Source organism: Intestinibacter sp. (assembly GCF_022780145.1).
Taxonomy (GTDB): domain Bacteria; phylum Bacillota; class Clostridia; order Peptostreptococcales; family Peptostreptococcaceae; genus Intestinibacter.
The window spans coordinates 25,188-44,070 of record NZ_JALEXO010000340.1; the positions used below are offsets into that span (position 1 = coordinate 25,188).

Below are 18,883 nucleotides of genomic sequence, written 5' to 3' on the forward strand. Positions count from 1 at the left end.
TATGTTCGATTTTTTTAAGTCATTAAATGGTAGTCCAAAAACGAGCAAAAATGTGGCGAAGGAAAGATTGAAATTAGTATTAGTACACGATAGAATTGATTGTTCTCCACAGCTATTAGAAGCTATAAAAGATGATATATTAAAGGTTATATCAAATTATGCAGAAATCGATGAAACAGGTTTAGAGATAAAAATGTCTAAAACTAGAAGTGAAAATGACGATAAACCAGTGTCAGCCTTAGTTGCAAATATACCACTTAAAAATATAAAAGAGAGAAAAATGTAAGTTTTTTAATGGGGATATACATCTAAGTATATCCCTTTAAACTATAAAATGTTTTTAAGGATTTTGGAAATAAAGATTTTGTTATAAAGTTTTAGAAAGACGGTGAGAAATTGATAGATTATAAAAATACTATAAAACTTATAAAAAAAATCGACTGGAAGTTAATTTTAATTGTATTAGCTATATTTATTTACGGCATAGTAATACTAAGTAGTGCTACTCATGCAAACCAAACAGGTCAATACAAAAGATTAATCGTACAAACTTTTGCATTTTGTCTAGGTTTAGTTCTCGTATTATTTATTTTGATGATTGACTATAATATAATGGGGAAACATTATAAAGAACTTTATGTAGTTAGTATAGCATTACTTGCCTTAGTATTAGTATTTGGAGATAGTAGAGGTGGAGCCAAATCTACATTTGACCTTAAAATATTGGATTTGCAGGTAATAGAAGTCGTTAAAATAACCTTTATATTGAGTTTTGCAAAAATAGTTGAAAATCATAAAGGAAAGTTAAATACTCTAAAAGAAATTTTTGACGTTGTAATCTATGCAATACCTGTCATAGGGCTTATAATAGTACAACCGGATTTAGGTGGAGCTATTATATTCTGCTGTATAGTATTTGGGATGATATTTTCTGCTGGCATAGATAGAAAAATATTGATAAAGGCAGGAGTAATAGTTTTAATATTACTTCCTATTATGTATATGGCTATGGATACCTATCAAAAAAATAGAATCCTAGGATTTATGAATCCAGAAGATACTTCTATAGAGGGTAATTACCAGCTTATGCAATCTATGATAGCAATTGGCTCTGGAGGAATGACTGGTAAGGGGCTATACAATGGTACACAAAATCAAGAAGACTTTTTACCTATACAAGATAGTGACTTTATATTTGCAGTTGTTGTAGAAGAGCTAGGTGTAGTAGGAGGAGCCTTGTTAGTTGGACTATATGCTGCCTTTTTATTTAGAATGATAAAAATTGCTAGAGAGTCGAAGGATATCTACGGTGCCTTTGTCGTAATTGGAGTCGTCTGCATGTTTGGATACCAGATTGTGCAAAACATAGGAATGACGATGGGATTAATTCCAGTAACGGGCGTAACGTTATCGTTTATAAGCTATGGAGGTAGTGCTGTCATGACATCTCTTGCCATTATAGGAATTGTTTTAAATGTCGGTATGAGACGTAAAAAGATTAATTTCTAGAAGTTATAAATACAATATAATAAAAATGAAAAGTGAGTAATGTAATTTATAAAAACAAAAAATCTATGGAATCTAAGAAATTGAATTTAGAGTCCATAGATTTTTTGTTTATAGAGTATAATTAATTGATAAAATTAAGTATAATTTATAAGTTTGCTTGGAAAAATAAGCTATAATATAAGTATAAATATAAAAACTATAGTTATTACTGAATAATGACTTTTGGTTTAACTATAAACAAAGTACTTTGAACATAATATTTTATAGTGTATAATAAAATCCATATTGGTTTTATATCTATTAATATATAAAAATGATTGATTTGTAATTTAAGTAAAAATATGGAGGGTTAAAAAATAGATGGATAATAAAAAATTTAAAAAAATACTTAAAAAAGTAGAAAAACCTGCTAGATATCTTGGAAATGAAATAAATTCTATTCATAAAGATACTACAAATGAAAACTTAATAAGATATGCACATTGTTTCCCAGATTTATACGAAGTAGGGATGAGTCATTTAGGTAGTCAAATACTATACAGAGTAATAAATAGAGATGAAGACGTATTTTGCGAAAGGGTATACGCTCCAGCTCAAGATATGGAAGCTATTATGAGAGAAAACGACATACCTCTATTTGCGTTAGAATCTAGACAATCTATAAGGGATTTTGATTTTGTAGCATTTACTCTTCAATACGAGCTTTCATACTCTAATATACTAAATATGATGGATTTAGCTGGTATTCCTATAATGAGAGAGGACAGAGAGTTAGACGATCCATTTATAATGGTAGGAGGGTCATGTGCGTATAACTGTGAACCACTTGCTGATTTTATAGATATAGCTATATTAGGTGAAGGTGAAGAGGTAAACTTAGAAGTCGTAAACGAATACAAGGAGTGGAAGAAAAACAAGACTACTAGAGAGGATTTTTTAGCTAGAGTTGCAAAAATAGAAGGAGTTTATATCCCAAGCTTCTACGATGTCGAATACAACGAAGACGAAACTATAAAGAGCGTAAAACCAAACAGAGAAGGTGTACCTGAAAAAGTACACAAAAGAATAATGAGAAATATGGATGAGGTTTACTATCCAGAAAAATTAATAGTTCCTTATATAGAAATAGTACACGATAGAGTAGTTTTAGAATTATTCAGAGGATGTACAAGAGGATGTAGATTCTGTCAAGCCGGTATGATTTACAGACCTATAAGAGAAAAGAGCATCGAGAATTTATCTAAATCTGTAAGAGAATTAGTAGACAATACAGGATATGACGAAATATCTCTATCATCACTTAGTACAAGCGACTACTCTAAGTTATCAGAGCTTACTGATTTCTTAGTCGATGAATTTACACCAGAAAACATAGGTATATCTCTACCATCGCTTAGACTTGACAATTTCTCTATGGAAATAGCAGAAAAAATACAACAAGTCAGAAAATCTGGACTTACATTTGCACCAGAAGCCGGTACTCAAAGACTTAGAGATGTAATCAACAAGGGTGTAACAGAAGCAGACTTAAAAAACACAACTAAAAAGGCATTTGAAATGGGCTGGGACAGTGTTAAGCTTTACTTTATGATAGGTCTTCCAACTGAAACATACGAGGATTTAGACGGTATAGGAAAGCTTGCATACGATGTTATAGATACTTATAGAACAGTACACGGTGGAAAGCTTAAGAGAAAATTCTCAGTTACAGTGAGTACATCTACATTTGTACCAAAACCATTTACTCCATTCCAATGGCATGGACAAGATAAGACTGAAGAAGTTATAAATAAACAACATTACTTGATAAAAGCTCTTAAAAATAGAGATATAAAATACAACTACCACGATTCAAGAACTAGTTTAATGGAGGCAGTACTTGCAAGAGGCGACAGAAGACTAGGAAAGGTATTATACGACGCATTTAAAATGGGTGCAAAATTCGATGGATGGAATGAATTTTTCAAATTAGAAATATACGAAGAAGCTATGGCAAAAAATAATTTAAGTATAGATTTTTATGCAAACAGAGAGAGATCTTATGATGAAGTATTCCCTTGGGACCATATAGATGTCGGTGTCAGCAAGAAATTCTTAATCAGAGAAAATGAAAAAGCAAAACAAGAAAAGGTAACAGTTGACTGTAGACATCAATGTAATGGCTGTGGAATAAATGTACATGATATTGGAAAGGGGTTGTGTTAGTTATGAGTAAATTAATAAGAGTTAAGTACAAAAAAGAAGATGAAATGATTTTTATATCTCATCTAGATTTACAAAGACTACTACAAAGAGCTTTTAGAAGAGCTAAGATAACTTTAAGTTATTCTGAAGGATTTAATCCTCATCCTAAGATGAGCTATGGTAATGCACTTGCTTTAGGTGTGGAAAGCCAAGGAGAATATGTCGACATCGAGATTGAAGACGATATAGAAGTAAAGGAATTTTTACAAAGAATTAATGATGAGTTACCAGATGGAATTAAATTTATAAAGGCAAAGGAAATAGATCCTAAAACACCTTCATTATCTTCAATAATAGTTTATGGAGAATATATATTTAGTATAGACTTAGAAAAACCTCTAAGCAAGGAGTTCGTTAAGTCTAGAGTATTAAAATTCATAAAGAGCAAAGAAATAATAGTAACAAAGAAAAACAAAAAAGGAAAAAATGTAGAAGTTGATATTAGACCTTTAATCAAGAATTTCGACTTAGTTAGCTTAGATGACGAGAGAGTTACATTTGTATCTACTATAGCGACAGGTTCAAAGGCTAACTTAAATATAAATATATTGATACCTCAAATTTTAGATATGCTTTGTTTAGAAATGGATCCAAGAGATGTAAATGTTTTAAGACGTGATTTATACGCAGTTGAAGATGGTCAATTAGTAACTCCACTTTAGTATATATTTTAAAATAAGTGAGAGCAGATATGAAACAAATTATAGTGCAGTCTTTAATTTCATCTACTCAAACAGCAGTGATGGAGGACGATAAGCTTGTAGAATTATTAATTGAAGATAATATACATAAAAAAACAAAATCCAATATATACAGGGGCATAGTTAAAAATATAAAGCCGGGAATAGAGGCAGCATTTGTAGATATAGGTTTTGAAAAGATGGCGTATTTACCGATTAAAAATTCTGATGACATCAAAAATGGTATGGAGGTTCTTGTACAAATTAAAAAGGAATCAGTAGGAACTAAAGCCCCTAAGCTAACACAGGAGATAAGTTTGTCTGGTAGGTATTTGGTATTGATTCCATCTAACGATAGAACTACTATATCAAATAAAATACTAGATGAAAAAGAGAGATTTAGGCTTAAAAAGATAGTAAAATCCTTTAATAAAGAAAATATAGGTATAATAATCAGAACAGAGGCTGTTGGATGTGATATAGATAAACTTAAAGAGGATTTTGATTTATTAGTAAATAAATACCAAAATATATTAAAGCAATTTAAGCTTGGAATTGGACCAAAATTAATTTATAGAGAATTGGATTTAGATACAAAATATATTAAAGATAATATCAATGAAAATATAGATAAAATAATATTCAATGATAAAAATAAATATACAGAGATTAAAAGTATATTAAATAAAATAGATAAGAATTATATAAATAAATTAGTTTTAGAGGAAAATAAAGACGTATTTGATTTATACAAGGTTTCAAAAGAAATAGAAAAAGCTCTAAGCAAAAAGGTATGGCTAAAAAGTGGCGGATACTTGATAATAGAGAAAACAGAGGCACTGACAGTTATAGATGTAAATACAGGTAAATTTACAGGAAATATCTCTAGAGAAGAGACTATGTACAAGACAAACATAGAAGCCTGCGAAGAAATTGCAAGACAATTAAAGATAAGAGATATTGGTGGAATAATAATAGTAGATTTTATTGATTTATACAAAAAAAAATCAAAGGAAAATTTAATAAAAATATTAGAAGAAAATTTAAATAAGGATAAAAGAAAATCAGAGGTCTTAGGAATAACTAAGCTAGGACTTGTAGAAATTGCTAGAAGAAGAGAAAAAGACTCTATTGATTCTTATTATTTGAGAGCCTGTGAGCGATGTAGAAGTGATTTTAGTCGAAAATCGATAAATTACATATTAGATGATTTAGAAAAGGAAATTATGAGAATTAAAGAGCACACAGATTATAAAAATATTCTAGTGGAGTTTATACCGTATATTTACGATGAAATTAAAAATAATTATATAGCGGTTTTAAATAAAATCGAAGCTAAATACGATATAAATATTGAAATAGCAAAAGCGCAAAAAATAAATCAAAAAGACACAAAAATTATTTTTAAATAATATTGACTTTTATCCAAAAAAGATGTAATATTAATAACTGTAATGCCGCACAGAAAAGGTTAAAATCTTTCTTATGAAAGTACCTATATGGCGAGTTTGAGACCGAGGAGGTGTATATGAATGTACGCTATAGTTAAAACAGGTGGGAAACAATATAAAGTTTCTCAAGGTGATGTATTATTTGTAGAAAAATTAGAAGCTAACGAAGGTGACGTTGTAACTTTAGATCAAGTATTAGCTGTTGCTGGTGAAGACGGAAAATTAACTGTTGGTGCTCCAGTAGTAGAAGGTGCTACTGTATCTGCTAAAGTTGTAGCTCAAGGTAAAGCTAAAAAAGTAATAGTTTACAAATACAAAGCTAAAAAAGACTACAGAAGAAAACAAGGACATCGTCAACCATATACTAAGTTAGTTATAGAAGCAATAAACGCTTAGTCATTGGAGTGTAAAATGATAAAAGTAAAATATCATTACACAGATGATTTCAAATTAAAAGGATTCACACTAAAGGGACATGCAGATTACGCAGAAAGTGGATACGATATAGTTTGCGCAGCTGTCACATCTAATGCAATTGGTGTGGATAACTCATTGAATTTACTTGCAAAAGTAGAGTTCGAGTCCGAGATAGGACAAGAAGGATTTATAGAGTGTATAGTAAAAGATGAATGTCTAAATGAAAAGACAGATTTATTGCTAGAACACTTTAAGCTTACAATCGAAATGATAAAAGGACAATATCCGAAAAATATAAAAATCTTAAAAAAGTAGGGGGTGACTCCAAATGTTAAACATGAACTTACAATTATTAGCATCTAAGAAAGGGGTAGGGTCTTCTAAAAATGGTAGAGATTCTATATCAAAGAGATTAGGTGTTAAAAAATACGACGGACAAGTAGTTACTGCTGGTAGTATAATAGTAAGACAAAGAGGTACTAAAATACATCCAGGAACTAATGTAGGTAAAGGTGGAGACGATACTTTATTCGCATTAATAGACGGTACTGTTAAGTTCGAAAGATACGACAAAAAAAGAAAAAAAGTAAGTATATATCCAGTAGAAGTTGCTGAATAATTATAAAGGAAAGGAGTGTACATACACTCCTTTTTATAATGCATAGGAAAGGGTAGTGTACTTGCTGCGCCAAGTACTTAAATTATATTCCTTTGAAATTGTGGATAAATATAATTTTCGTCATGCATTTCAAAAAGGTTATCGCACTTACTGCGTCAAGTGCTAAAAAATCAACATTATGGATCTTTAGGATAAAGATTTTCTTATTTTAGATGAATAATATATACCTTAGATTTGGAAATAATAATAATTATTTAGGAGGTGAAGGACTTGTTTATAGATAAAGCTAGAATATTCGTAAAAGCAGGAAACGGCGGAAATGGTGCAGTATCATTTAGAAGAGAAAAATACGTTCCAGCAGGAGGACCAGATGGCGGAGATGGCGGTCGTGGAGCTAGTATAATCTTCAAGGTAGATACAGGACTTAGAACTTTAATGGATTTCAAATACAAAAAGAAATACGTAGGTGAGCCGGGAGCTGACGGAAGCAAAAAAAGACAAGCAGGAAAAAACGGTGAAGACTTAATACTAAAGGTTCCACCAGGGACAATAATAAGAGACGAGGCTACTAATTTAGTAATAGCAGATTTAAAACACGACGGTGATGAAGCTGTAGTTGCAAAAGGTGGTAGAGGCGGAAAAGGAAACCAACATTTTGCAAATGCAGTAAGACAAGCACCTAGCTTTGCAAAATCAGGAACTGATGGAGAAGAGAGATGGGTAATACTAGAGCTTAAGATGATAGCCGATGTAGGGCTTTTAGGGTTCCCTAATGTAGGTAAATCAACTTTCTTATCAGTAGTAACTAAGGCAAGACCTAAGATAGCAAACTATCACTTTACGACATTGACTCCAAATTTAGGAGTTGTGAAGACTAATTTTGGGGATAGCTTTGTGCTTGCAGATATACCAGGTCTTATAGAAGGTGCTGCAGAGGGTGTAGGTCTTGGACATGATTTCTTAAGACATGTCGAAAGAACAAAGGTACTTATTCATATAGTAGATATATCAGGAATCGAAGGTAGAGATCCTATTGAAGATTTCGATAAGATAAACGATGAATTAAAACTATACAACGAAAAATTAGCTACTAGACCTCAAATAGTAGTTGCAAATAAAGCCGATTTATTATTTGATGAATCAATTTATGAAAACTTCAAAAAGACTTTAGAAGATAGAGGGTATAAGGTATTTAAGATGTCTGCTGCTACTAGAGATGGTGTAGACGATGTAATAGCATATACATCACAACTACTTCAAGAGGTAGAGGATGTTGAGCTAGTATCAGAAGAAGAATACTACAGACCAGAGCTTGACAATACGGGTGAAGAGGAATTAGCTATAGAAATCGACGAAAATGGAGTATATGTAGTTACAGGTAAGAAGCTTAGAAGAATCATGTATTCTGTCGATTTTGACGATATGGAATCTATACAATTCTTCCAAAAAACTATGGAAAACGAAGGAGTATTTGATAGACTTAGAGAAATGGGTATAGAAGATGGAGATACTGTTAAAATATACGAAGTAGAATTTGAATTCTACGATTAGAATAGATAATTATAAATTAGGAGGAAAACATGTTAAATAGTAAACAAAGAGCTTATTTAAGATCTCTTGCAAATACTATGAAGCCTATAACTCAAATAGGTAAAGACGGTGTAAATGAGAGATTTTTAGAGCAATTAGATGATATGCTAAACGCTAGAGAATTAGTTAAAATAAATATACTTGAAACTGCTGGACTTGACGCAAAGGAAACTGCAAATTATATATGCAATGCATTAAGAGCAGAATTTGTTCAAGCTATAGGTTTTAAATTTACAATATACAGAAAAAATATAGAAGAACCTAAGATATTATTCCCAGGTCAAAAACCTAAGAAAAAGGTTAATAATGAAGATACAACTAAAAAAGGTAGACCTACAAAGAGATCTAAGAGATAGAAAATAAATCCATATATGATTTTAAAAAAGAAAAGAATTGTCCGAAAATTAAACAGGGCAATTCTTTTTTTGAATTAAATTTTAAAATAGTAAAGGATAATTATAAAATTCGATATGTATATTAAAATTCCTCTACAAATTATTAAAATAAATTAAATTTTTTAATTTATCTAACAAATCAATCTTTATATGATAAATTTAGAGATAATCCATCTTCACCGACTATTGTGTTTTTAAAAAATTTAGTCGCATTTTGGATAAATTCCTTAGGTTCTTCAAGAGAAGGGCTGAAATGAGTTAGAAGTAGCTTATCTACATTTCCGTTATTAGCTAAATTAGCTGCTTCTCTGAAGGTCATGTGCTTGTTTTTAACAGCTTTTGATATATCTAAATCGTCCCCGTACATAGCTTCACACACGAATAGGTCACTTCCATATATAAATTTTGGTATATCAAAGATAGGTCTAGTATCAGTTATAAAGCTTAGTTTTATCCCTCTGCGCTCATCTCCTAGGACCATGTCTGAGTAATAAGTTTTATCTCCGTAGATTACAGTGTCGTTTTCTTGGAGTTTTTTCCAAAGTTTTTGTGGAACTTCATTTGCCATGGCTTTTTCTCTATCGAATTTAGCTTTTCTCTTAAAATACAGGCTATATCCTATGCATTCAGTAGAATGGTCTAAATCTATAGTTGAAATTTCGATATCGCTTATAATTTCTTTGTCGATGATAAATTTATCACGTGGATTTTCGATTACATATACTCTATACGGTAGATATTCAATCAATACTTTAATGGCGTTCATAGCCTCTATTATTCCTGTGGGACCGACTATAGTTAGGTCGTCGGTTTTCCCGCTATTTCCGATAGTCTGAAGTAGACCTATCAATCCTATTATATGGTCGCCGTGTAGATGCGTTATAAGTATTAAATCTATTCCTTTAAAGCCACAGTTGTTTTTTTTCATAGCTACTTGAGTTCCTTCTCCGCAGTCTATCAGTATTTTTCTGCCCTTGTAATTTATAAAAAGAGAGGAAAGAAACCTATTTGGCATAGGTACATTTCCACCACAGCCCAGTAAAATTAAATCTATCATATATACCTCCTTGCAGGTTAATAATTTTTAATATATTGTAACATTTACGTTACTTATATTTTAACCGTTTAATGTAAAATTAGTAAATAAGGGGGTAAAATATTATGAAAAAAATCAAATTTTTAGTCGTTGTTGTATCTTTAGTTTTTAGTATTTTTTTGTTTAGTGGATGTAGTGATTTGAAAAGTCAGGTTCAAAGTTCTAGCGATATTAGTGATTTAAGTCAGAATGAAAAAAGCAATGTGATAACAGTAAAAAAAGATGAAAATATTTTAAGAGATAGATACGATGTTCCAGAGGGCTATGAGAGAGTTCCTGTAGATGAAAATAGCTTTGGTAAATTTTTGAGAAACTCTAAATTAGAGGATTACGGCGATAAAGTAAAATATTATGACGGCCGCGTCAAAGACAAACCAAATGTATACGACAGCGTATTTGATGTAGATATTGGCGATAGAGACTTACACCAATGTGCAGATGCAGTAATGCTTTTGAGGGCTGAGTATTTGTATCAAAATAAAAGATACGATGATATAAGCTTTCACTTCGTAGATGGATTTAATGCCGAATATAGCAAGTGGAGAAGAGGATATAGAATTAGTGTAGGAGATAATTCCTCTTCGTATTATAAGGCTACGAGAGAGAGTAATACTTATGATACATTTAGAAAATACATGGATATAGTGTTTGCCTATAGTTCTACCTTGTCCTTAGATGAAGAGCTAGAAAGTGTCGATGTAGAAGATATGCAAATAGGAGATGTATTTATAAAAGGAGGTTCTCCAGGTCATTGTGCTATAGTTGTGGATATGGCAGAAAATAAAAAAACAGGAGGAAAGGTATTTATGCTCGCTCAAAGCTATATGCCAGCTCAACAGACTCAGCTTCTAATAAACCCAAATGATGAATCTCTAAGTCCTTGGTATAGCTTAGATTTTGGAGAAAATATAAAAACACCGGAGTGGACATTTACAAGGGATCAACTAAAAAGATTTTAATTTAAAATAAAATAAAAAAAGTATCAATATGATACAAATTATACCCATACAATTCCTAATTTATGTCATATTGTATTGCAATAAAATAGAGATAATATATAATATCTTTAAGACGATAGAAATATATTATCTTTTTTTAATTTAAAAATAAGTTGATTTATAGTTAGGAGTGACGACATGAACAAGATGAACGATAAAATTGTATATACACCAGGTCCATCAGAGGTCAGAGAAAATGTAAGATTAAAAAGAGCTGAAAAGACAACTAACCCTGATGTAGACGTAGAATTTTGCGAATTCTATAAAAATACTTGCGATAAAATGGCAAAAATATTGAAGACAACAAACGATGTTTATATATTAAGTGGAGAAGGAATTTTAGGTCTAGAAGCTGCTTGTGCATCTCTTACAGAAAAGGGAGATCGTGTTTTAGTAATAGATAACGGGATATTTGGTAGAGGTTTTGACGACTTCGTAAAAATGTACGGAGGAGAAGTTGTATATTTCTCAGATGATTATAAAAAAGAAATAGATGTGGATAAGTTAGCAAAATTCTTAGAAGACGACCATGATTTCAAATACGCTACAGTAGTACACTGCGATACACCAACAGGAGTTTTAAACGACCTATCAAAAATATGTCCACTTCTTAAAAAATACGGCATACTAACAGTTGTAGATTCAGTTGCTGCGATGGTAGGAGAAAATATAGAAGTAGACAACTGGCAAATAGACATAGTTTGTGGAGGTTCTCAAAAGGCTATTTCAGCTCCAACAGGACTTACTATGGTAGGGGTAAGTGAAGATGCAAAATCTGCAATGAAAAACAGAAAAACTCCTATAGCAGGATTTTACTGCAATTTAACTATATGGGAAAATTACTACAAAGACAAATGGTTCCCATACACAATGCCTATAAGCGATATTATGGGACTTGATGTAGCACTTGACAACATATTAGATGAAGGACTTGAAAACGTACATAAGAGACACGCAAAAATTGCAAATGCTACAAGAAAAGCAGTAGAAGAATATGGATTAAAATTGTTCCTAGAAAATGGATATTCAAATACAGTAACAGTTGTAGATATTCCTGAAGAAATAGGAGCAGGAAATTTAGTTAAACATTTATTAGAAAAATACAACCTAGTAATGACAACATCACTAGCTCAATATACAGGAAAAATACTTAGAATAGGTCATATGGGTGAAAATGCTAAGCATGAAGCTATAGTACCTGTTCTTAATTACTTAGATTTAGGACTTAAAGACTTAGGATTTAAGACTGACAAAAATTTAGTTGAATTATTTAATAAATATTATAATGCTTAAATATTTATGAGATATTTAAAGTTAGATTAAAATTGAATAAATTACTATTGTCCTAAATGTATTAGGACAATAGTAATAATATAAATTAAGGAGGATACAAATGCAAGAAGTTAAACAAAACAGTAGAGTAAATACAAAAGACCTAGTAGAAACAGCGCTTTTAATTGCACTAGTTTATATCGCAACAAGATTTATAAATATAAGATTACCAATAGCTGCATCTGGTGGGTTAGTTCATTTAGGAAATACTATGCTATTTGTAGCAGCAATAGTATTTGGTTCTAAAAAAGGAGCCGCAGCAGGTGCCTTTGGAATGGGATTATTTGATTTATTATCAGAATGGGCTATGTGGGCGCCATTTACATTTGTGATAAGAGGAGTTATGGGATATATAATAGGAAAAATAGCTTGGTCTAATGGAAGAGAAGGCAATAATATGCTTGTAAATATAGCTGCTATAATAATTTCAGGTGTATGGATGATAATAGGATATTATATAACTGAAGGTATTTTATATGGAAACTGGGTATCACCTATGATGTCAATACCTGGAAACATAACTCAAATAGTAGTTGGATTAATACTTGGAGTACCAATTGCTAAAGCATTAAAAAAATGTATGAGATAAAATAAAAATTTTATATTAAAAATGGAGGCGTAATCGGCCTCCATTTTATTATCTCATTCTATCTTGCTTGTATAAATTTCTTATATTGTAGATTCCAAGAATTACGCATACTACTGCGATCGCTATTTTCATGTATATACCTCCAATTACAATTAACAAGAATACTCATCAATGTCGTTAAATAATCTATTTAATACTTTTTTTATTATATCATAATTAAAGCCTTTGTAAGCTAAATGATTGCCTATTTTTTGGTAGGCTTTTCTAGGATCTTCGTTTTTTAGCCTGTCGTATCTTTTTTTGCCTAGATAGAGCGCATTTTCAAATTCTTTATCGGAGTCTATTTCATTCATAGCTTGTTCGATGATAGATTTATCTATACCTTTGTTGTATAGATTTTGCTTGATTTTATTTTTGCCGTATTTGTTTAAATTTACGTTTGTATTTACAATTCTATTAGCAAGATCTTCGTCGTCTACAAACTTATATTTTTGCAAAAACTCGATAACTCTATCTATAGTATGCTCTTCAAAATCTTTAGAAAGCTTTTGTTGTATTTGTTTTTCTGATTGGCTGGATTTTGATAGTATATTTAATGCTTTATTTTTTGCCTTCATGTATATTTCATCATCTAAGATATTTTTTAAATAATCTTTATCTATTTCCTGGCCTTTTTTTAAATTAAAGGAAAAAACCAATTCTTTGTAAATCGCCATAAAGAATTTTTCATCTACATATATATTAACCCTGTCGTCGTTTTTCTTTTGAGCTTCTATTTTTGTTATAATTGCCATGTGTAGCCTCCTCGTTTTTTGTTAATATTTATATTATACTATATAAAAAATTATTGACAAAAAATAATCATTTTTTACTTTACATAATTAAAATGATATAATACTGTATATATTTGTGATAAAAAAGGAGAAAATTGATGAGCATTTATGATTTAGTTATCGAATCTACGTTTTGTAACAATGATAAGATAGCGGATTTTGAAAAAAATTATGATGGATTGAGAGTAGGTGTTTTAGGAGGTACATTTGACCCTATACACTACGCACATTTAGCAACAGTGGAATTTATTAGATGTAAATATAAATTAGATAAAATTATACTTATACCAGCGGGAGATCCGCCACATAAGTTATGGAATATTACTGATAAGTACGATAGATACAATATGGTACTTTTGGCTATTGCCCAAAATAAGGATTTCTTAGCATTTAATACTGAAATTGAAAAAAAAGGAAAGACATATACAGTAGATACACTTAGATACTTAAAAAAGAATTATCCAACTGCTGAAATTTTCTTTATAACAGGTGCAGATGCCATTTGCGATATAGAAGAGTGGAAGGATGTAGAAGAAAATTTCAAGCTAGCTACCTTTATAGCTGCTACTAGACCGGGTATAAGCTTACTTACAGCCCAAGATAAAATTGAAAGTCTTGAGAGAAAATACAATGCCAATATAATAAATGTATATGTTCCATCTTTAGATATATCTTCTACATATATAAGAGATCAACTAAAAAAAGGTAATTCTGTTAGATATTTAATTCCTGAAAGTGTGGAGAGATATATAATGGAAAAAAATCTATATGGAGTTGGAGATGAATAGTTTGGATACAGAAAAGATAATAGAACAATTAAAAAAAATGTTAAAGCCCAAAAGATTAAAGCATTCTATAAATGTAGCAAATTGTGCAGTAAAGTTAAGTGAAATATACGGATGCGATAAAGATAAGGCTTATTTAGCAGGGCTTGTACACGACTGCGCAAAATATTTTACAAAGGATGAAATTGAAGCATATGTCAAAAAATACGATATAGTATTAGATCCTATGGAGGTAGATAATATAGCTTTATCTCACAGCGTTATTGGATCTTATGTTATTCAAGATGTATTTAACATAAAGGATGTGGATATAATAAATGCAGTGAGATATCATACTACTGGAAGGGAAAATATGACAATATTAGAAAAGGTAATACTCATGGCCGATATGATTGAAGAAGGTAGAGATTTTCCTGGAGTAGATTATCTTAGAGAATTATCTTTTGGAGGACAATTAAATAAGGCTCTAATTGATTCATTTAACAACACGATAAAATTTGTTATAGAAAACGACCAATTAATTCATCTAAGAAGTATAAGTGCCAGAAATTATCTTATGCAAGAAAATCGTTAAATTTATTGGTTCAAGTCGAATATTATGATATAATTAATAAATATGTTATTTTTTATGAAAGAGAGGTAAATTGATGACAGTTGAACAAATGGTAAAAGTTGCATACGACGCAATTGATGATAAATTAGGTCAAGATATAGCGATTATTAATATAGGAAAAGTTTCTAGTCTTTGTGATTACTTCGTAATAGCTACAGGTTCTTCAGCTAGACAAGTAAAGGCAATAGCTGATAGCGTACAAGATGCGTTAACTGAACAAGGTATAGAACCAAGAGCTAAAGAAGGATATGAAACACAAAGCTGGATATTACTTGATTATGGAGATATAATAGTCCACATATTTGATGAAGAAAATAGAGGATTTTATAACCTTGAAAAATTATGGAAAGATGCTCCATATGTAGATGTTGACACTTTAAACTAAAAATGATAATATATTGAATTATAGCGAAATTTCAAAATTTTTATCAAATAAACTAAAGTAGTAGGCGACTAGATTATTTATTCAGAGAGCTAATGGTAGGTGTGAATTAGTTAAATAATATTGCTGAACTTGTTAGTATCAAATTATTTGGCCGTGGTTGGCTTATAGACCATCTAAGTGAGTCTTTTTAGGCTAATTAGGGTGGTACCGCGAAGAATATATATCCTCGTCCCTAAACAAATTCTGTTTAGGAACGAGGATTTTTGTATTTTATAAAATATTTTTATAGCCACAAAATTATAAATTAATAGGTATATTTTCTTATGAATAAATTTGATAATAAATGAGAGATTTATTAAGCACAATTAGGAGGTAAGACAATGAGCGTTTACAATTTTAAAAAAGTAGAAGCTAAATGGCAAAAAAAATGGGAAGAAACAAACCAATATAAAACTGATACAAGAGATACTTCAAAACCTTTATATTACACACTAGAAATGTTCCCATACCCATCAGGTAAAATACATATGGGTCACGTTAGAAACTATTCAATAGGTGACGTTGTAGCTAGATTTAAAAAAATGGAAGGATATAATGTATTGCATCCAATGGGATGGGATTCATTTGGACTTCCAGCAGAAAATGCAGCTATAAAACACGGAATACATCCAGCAAAATGGACTTATGAAAACATCGACGATATGAAAAACCAATTAAAATTATTGGGACTTAGCTATGACTGGGAAAGAGAATTAGCTACATCCAATCCTGATTACTACAAATTTACACAAGAAATATTCTTAAAATTCTTAGAAGCAGGACTTGCATATAAGAAAAAATCTTATGTAAACTGGTGTCCATCTTGTGAAACTGTTCTTGCAAATGAACAAGTTGTAGGTGGAAAATGTGAAAGATGTGACTCTACAGTAATCAAAAAAGAACTAGAACAATGGTATTTCAAAACTACTGAATTTGCAGAAGAATTACTACAAGGTTTAGATGAATTAGATGGTTGGCCTGAAAAAGTTAAAACAATGCAAAGAAACTGGATAGGAAAATCTCACGGTGCAGAATTAGTATTCGACATAGAAGGAACAGACGAAAAAATGGTAGTTTATACTACTAGACCTGACACTACTTACGGTGTTACTTTCATGTGTTTAGCTCCAGAAAGTCCACTAGTTAAGGAATTAGTAGCTGGTACTGAATACGAAGAAGCTGTAAATGAATTCGTTCAAAAAATGCATACTAAGACTGAAATAGAAAGAACTGCTGCAGATGCTGAAAAAGAAGGTATGTTCATAGGTAAATATGTAATAAACCCAGTTAATGGTAAGAGAGTACCTCTTTGGATAGCAAACTACATCTTAATGGATTATGGTACTGGTGCGATAATGGCGGTTCCAGCACATGATGATAGAGATAAAGCATTTGCTGAAAAATACAACCTTGACATAATACCAGTTATTGATGAAGATGGTAAATTAATAAATTCAGAAGAATTCAACGGCTTAGATTACAAAACAGCTCAAGATAAAATAACTGAAAAATTAGCTAAAGAAGGAAGAGGTAAAAAGACTGTTAACTACAGACTTAGAGACTGGTTATTATCTAGACAAAGATATTGGGGAGTTCCAATACCAGTAGTTTATTGTGAAGACTGTGGTATAGTTCCAGTAAACAAAGAAGATTTACCAATATTACTTCCAACAGATGTTGAATTCACAGGAAAAGGTGAATCTCCACTTACTACATCTAAGACTTTCGTAAATACTGTTTGTCCAAAATGTGGTAAACCAGCTACTAGAGATGTAGATACAATGGATACATTTGTCGACTCATCTTGGTACTTCTTAAGATATATAGACAACAAAAACGAAGAAAAAATGTTCGATTCAGAATTAGTAAATAAATGGATGCCAGTAGATCAATACATCGGTGGTGTAGAACATGCTATAATGCATTTACTTTACGCTAGATTCTTCACAAAAGCATTGAAGAAAGTTGGAATGGTAGATTTCGACGAACCATTCAAAAACCTACTTACTCAAGGTATGGTATTAATGGATGGTAGCAAAATGAGTAAATCTAAAGGTAACACAGTATCTCCTCTTGAAATAATAGATGAATACGGTGCTGATACTGCTAGATTGTTCGTATTATTCGCTGCTCCACCAGAAAGAGACTTAGACTGGTCTGAACAAGGTGTTGAAGGATGCTTCAGATTCTTAAACAGAGTTTACAGATTAGTGGATGAATTAAAAGACATAGTAAAATCTAACGCAGAAATAAAAGTATCAACTAAAGAAGATAAAGCTATGAGATATACTATACACTCTACACTTAAAAAAGTTACAGGTGAATTGAGTGAAAAATTCGGATTTAATACTGCTATAGCAGCATTAATGGAATTAATAAACGAAATGTACAAATACAAAGAATTAGATACTAGAAATGATGGAATAATCAAAGAAGGTATCGAAACTATAATAACTATACTTGCTCCATTTACACCACATATGGGTGAAGAATTATGGGAAATGATAGGTAAAGAAGGCAGCATATTCGATATAAGCTGGCCAGAATACGATGAAAAAGCTCTAGTTAAGGACGAAATTGAAATAGTAGTTCAAGTTAACGGTAAAGTAAGAGCTAAATTAAGCATAGATGCAGATATGTCTAAAGAAGATATGGAAAAAGCTGCTTTAGAAAATGAAAAAGTAAAAGCTTCTATAGATGGCAAAAATGTAGTTAAAGTTGTCGCTGTACCTAAAAAATTAGTAAATATAGTTGTAAAATAATTATAAAAATCAGCATATACAGAGGATGTTATGATATCGTAGCATCCTTTTTTTGTTAAATTAGGATAAAGATTTTCTCGTAAAAATATAAAAAAAGTATGATGAAAAATAAAATATGGGCAAACTAGAAATGAAATCGATTTTTAATGGATAAAATAATAGACAGAAAAGAGGTTTTAAAATGAAAAAAATCCTTTACACTTTAGCTATTTTCTCATTTATAATAGGATTTTGTGGAGTTTGCATAGCTGATGATAAATCGGAGAAGGACGTCTCTTATGACAGCTATAAATACGATTATGAAGATATAATAATAAAAAAGGGAAATGAAAACGAAAAAGTTATCGCCTTGACTTTTGATGATGGTCCTGATGAAGTATTCACTCCTCAGGTTTTAGATATTTTAAAAAAATACAATGTAAAGGCGACCTTTTTTTTAATCGGAGAAAAAGTTCCATACAATAAAAAAATAGTAAAAAGAGAAAAAGAAGAAGGCCATGAAATCGGAAATCATACATTTACTCATATAAACGCATCTAAAAAAAC

At 30.8% G+C, this 18,883-nt stretch carries 20 protein-coding genes and 1 other annotated feature; of the genes, 18 read left to right on the forward strand and 2 right to left on the reverse strand.

Translation table 11 applies throughout. The features are described from left to right. Window position 1: 1 nt before the first annotated feature. The 10 genes from minE (at window position 2) to MR593_RS13105 (ending at window position 8,866) form a co-directional block, all read left to right on the forward strand. On the forward strand, window positions 2-286 hold the full coding sequence (minE, locus tag MR593_RS13060; protein ID WP_290693800.1) for a cell division topological specificity factor MinE: 285 nt from the start codon (window positions 2-4) through the stop codon (window positions 284-286). 110 nt (window positions 287-396) lie between these two features. Beyond that, the gene (rodA, locus tag MR593_RS13065) at window positions 397-1,509 is read left to right on the forward strand and encodes a rod shape-determining protein RodA (RefSeq protein ID WP_290693803.1); all 1,113 of its coding nucleotides are present in this window, start codon (window positions 397-399) and stop codon (window positions 1,507-1,509) included. 360 nt (window positions 1,510-1,869) lie between these two features. Beyond that, window positions 1,870-3,714, forward strand: coding sequence for a TIGR03960 family B12-binding radical SAM protein (locus MR593_RS13070; protein WP_290693806.1), 1,845 nt, complete (start codon window positions 1,870-1,872; stop codon window positions 3,712-3,714). Window positions 3,715-3,716: 2 nt separating this feature from the next. Further along, window positions 3,717-4,415, forward strand: coding sequence for a TIGR03936 family radical SAM-associated protein (locus MR593_RS13075; RefSeq protein ID WP_290693809.1), 699 nt, complete (start codon window positions 3,717-3,719; stop codon window positions 4,413-4,415). Window positions 4,416-4,444: 29 nt separating this feature from the next. Beyond that, window positions 4,445-5,845, forward strand: a complete 1,401-nt coding sequence (locus tag MR593_RS13080; RefSeq protein ID WP_290693811.1) for an Rne/Rng family ribonuclease — start codon at window positions 4,445-4,447, stop codon at window positions 5,843-5,845. 120 nt (window positions 5,846-5,965) lie between these two features. After that, complete coding sequence (gene rplU, locus MR593_RS13085; RefSeq protein WP_290693814.1) at window positions 5,966-6,280, forward strand: 50S ribosomal protein L21; 315 nt, start codon at window positions 5,966-5,968, stop codon at window positions 6,278-6,280. A gap of 15 nt (window positions 6,281-6,295) precedes the next feature. Beyond that, window positions 6,296-6,616, forward strand: a complete 321-nt coding sequence (locus MR593_RS13090) for a ribosomal-processing cysteine protease Prp (protein WP_290693817.1) — start codon at window positions 6,296-6,298, stop codon at window positions 6,614-6,616. A 13-nt stretch (window positions 6,617-6,629) separates the two neighbouring features. Next, window positions 6,630-6,920 carry a 50S ribosomal protein L27 gene (gene rpmA, locus MR593_RS13095; protein WP_290693821.1) on the forward strand — a complete coding sequence of 97 codons (291 nt, stop codon included), beginning with the start codon at window positions 6,630-6,632 and terminating at the stop codon, window positions 6,918-6,920. 270 nt (window positions 6,921-7,190) lie between these two features. Beyond that, a complete protein-coding gene (gene obgE, locus MR593_RS13100) occupies window positions 7,191-8,471 on the forward strand; it encodes a GTPase ObgE (protein WP_290693824.1) in 1,281 nt (426 codons plus the stop codon). 29 nt (window positions 8,472-8,500) lie between these two features. Continuing rightward, window positions 8,501-8,866, forward strand: coding sequence for a YhbY family RNA-binding protein (locus MR593_RS13105; protein WP_290693826.1), 366 nt, complete (start codon window positions 8,501-8,503; stop codon window positions 8,864-8,866). A 178-nt stretch (window positions 8,867-9,044) separates the two neighbouring features. Here the strand turns inward: MR593_RS13105 and MR593_RS13110 are convergent, their stop codons facing one another. Then, entirely contained in the window at window positions 9,045-9,962 is a 918-nt protein-coding gene (locus tag MR593_RS13110; RefSeq protein ID WP_290693829.1) for a ribonuclease Z, read from the reverse strand. Between the two features lie 104 nt (window positions 9,963-10,066). Here MR593_RS13110 and MR593_RS13115 point away from each other — a divergent pair, with 104 nt between their 5' ends. The 3 genes from MR593_RS13115 to MR593_RS13125 all read left to right on the forward strand — a co-directional run bounded on the left by MR593_RS13115 (window position 10,067) and on the right by MR593_RS13125 (window position 12,920). Next, window positions 10,067-10,960: a DUF4846 domain-containing protein gene (locus MR593_RS13115; protein WP_290693831.1), complete on the forward strand. Its 894-nt coding sequence runs from the start codon at window positions 10,067-10,069 to the stop codon at window positions 10,958-10,960. 186 nt (window positions 10,961-11,146) lie between these two features. Next, a complete protein-coding gene (locus MR593_RS13120; protein ID WP_290693845.1) occupies window positions 11,147-12,292 on the forward strand; it encodes a pyridoxal-phosphate-dependent aminotransferase family protein in 1,146 nt (381 codons plus the stop codon). A 100-nt stretch (window positions 12,293-12,392) separates the two neighbouring features. Beyond that, on the forward strand, window positions 12,393-12,920 hold the full coding sequence (locus MR593_RS13125) for an ECF transporter S component (protein WP_290693833.1): 528 nt from the start codon (window positions 12,393-12,395) through the stop codon (window positions 12,918-12,920). A 152-nt stretch (window positions 12,921-13,072) separates the two neighbouring features. Here the strand turns inward: MR593_RS13125 and recX are convergent, their stop codons facing one another. Further along, window positions 13,073-13,714 (reverse strand): recombination regulator RecX, encoded by a 642-nt coding sequence (recX, locus tag MR593_RS13130; protein WP_290693835.1) that lies wholly within the window; start codon window positions 13,712-13,714, stop codon window positions 13,073-13,075. A 137-nt stretch (window positions 13,715-13,851) separates the two neighbouring features. Between recX and nadD the strand changes: the two genes are divergently transcribed. From nadD to MR593_RS13155, 5 genes are all read left to right on the forward strand, one after another. After that, window positions 13,852-14,541 carry a nicotinate-nucleotide adenylyltransferase gene (gene nadD, locus MR593_RS13135; RefSeq protein ID WP_290693837.1) on the forward strand — a complete coding sequence of 230 codons (690 nt, stop codon included), beginning with the start codon at window positions 13,852-13,854 and terminating at the stop codon, window positions 14,539-14,541. Continuing rightward, window positions 14,534-15,112: a bis(5'-nucleosyl)-tetraphosphatase (symmetrical) YqeK gene (yqeK, locus tag MR593_RS13140; protein ID WP_331474863.1), complete on the forward strand. Its 579-nt coding sequence runs from the start codon at window positions 14,534-14,536 to the stop codon at window positions 15,110-15,112. Before nadD ends, yqeK begins: the two co-directional genes overlap by 8 nt. 73 nt (window positions 15,113-15,185) lie before the next feature. Beyond that, entirely contained in the window at window positions 15,186-15,536 is a 351-nt protein-coding gene (gene rsfS, locus MR593_RS13145) for a ribosome silencing factor (protein ID WP_290693838.1), read from the forward strand. 45 nt (window positions 15,537-15,581) lie between these two features. Further along, window positions 15,582-15,773, forward strand: a binding site (T-box leader). Window positions 15,774-15,916: 143 nt separating this feature from the next. Beyond that, window positions 15,917-18,337: a leucine--tRNA ligase gene (gene leuS / locus MR593_RS13150; protein WP_290693840.1), complete on the forward strand. Its 2,421-nt coding sequence runs from the start codon at window positions 15,917-15,919 to the stop codon at window positions 18,335-18,337. A 181-nt stretch (window positions 18,338-18,518) separates the two neighbouring features. After that, window positions 18,519-18,883 (forward strand): polysaccharide deacetylase family protein (locus MR593_RS13155; RefSeq protein WP_290693842.1); only part of this gene is annotated, 365 nt, incomplete at its 3' end.

Excerpts from the sequence above, each read along its gene's own strand:
- rpmA (WP_290693821.1), top strand. The coding sequence starts at position 6,630 with ATGTTAAACATGAACTTACAATTATTAGCATCTAAGAAAGGGGTAGGG.
- leuS (WP_290693840.1), top strand. The coding sequence starts at position 15,917 with ATGAGCGTTTACAATTTTAAAAAAGTAGAAGCTAAATGGCAAAAAAAA.
- MR593_RS13070 (WP_290693806.1), top strand. The coding sequence starts at position 1,870 with ATGGATAATAAAAAATTTAAAAAAATACTTAAAAAAGTAGAAAAACCT.
- MR593_RS13075 (WP_290693809.1), top strand. The coding sequence starts at position 3,717 with ATGAGTAAATTAATAAGAGTTAAGTACAAAAAAGAAGATGAAATGATT.
- MR593_RS13105 (WP_290693826.1), top strand. The coding sequence starts at position 8,501 with ATGTTAAATAGTAAACAAAGAGCTTATTTAAGATCTCTTGCAAATACT.
- MR593_RS13110 (WP_290693829.1), bottom strand. The coding sequence starts at position 9,962 with ATGATAGATTTAATTTTACTGGGCTGTGGTGGAAATGTACCTATGCCA.
- MR593_RS13115 (WP_290693831.1), top strand. The coding sequence starts at position 10,067 with ATGAAAAAAATCAAATTTTTAGTCGTTGTTGTATCTTTAGTTTTTAGT.
- recX (WP_290693835.1), bottom strand. The coding sequence starts at position 13,714 with ATGGCAATTATAACAAAAATAGAAGCTCAAAAGAAAAACGACGACAGG.
- MR593_RS13090 (WP_290693817.1), top strand. The coding sequence starts at position 6,296 with ATGATAAAAGTAAAATATCATTACACAGATGATTTCAAATTAAAAGGA.
- MR593_RS13080 (WP_290693811.1), top strand. The coding sequence starts at position 4,445 with ATGAAACAAATTATAGTGCAGTCTTTAATTTCATCTACTCAAACAGCA.
- minE (WP_290693800.1), top strand. The coding sequence starts at position 2 with ATGTTCGATTTTTTTAAGTCATTAAATGGTAGTCCAAAAACGAGCAAA.
- MR593_RS13120 (WP_290693845.1), top strand. The coding sequence starts at position 11,147 with ATGAACGATAAAATTGTATATACACCAGGTCCATCAGAGGTCAGAGAA.
- nadD (WP_290693837.1), top strand. The coding sequence starts at position 13,852 with ATGAGCATTTATGATTTAGTTATCGAATCTACGTTTTGTAACAATGAT.
- rsfS (WP_290693838.1), top strand. The coding sequence starts at position 15,186 with ATGACAGTTGAACAAATGGTAAAAGTTGCATACGACGCAATTGATGAT.
- MR593_RS13125 (WP_290693833.1), top strand. The coding sequence starts at position 12,393 with ATGCAAGAAGTTAAACAAAACAGTAGAGTAAATACAAAAGACCTAGTA.
- yqeK (WP_331474863.1), top strand. The coding sequence starts at position 14,534 with ATGAATAGTTTGGATACAGAAAAGATAATAGAACAATTAAAAAAAATG.
- rplU (WP_290693814.1), top strand. The coding sequence starts at position 5,966 with ATGTACGCTATAGTTAAAACAGGTGGGAAACAATATAAAGTTTCTCAA.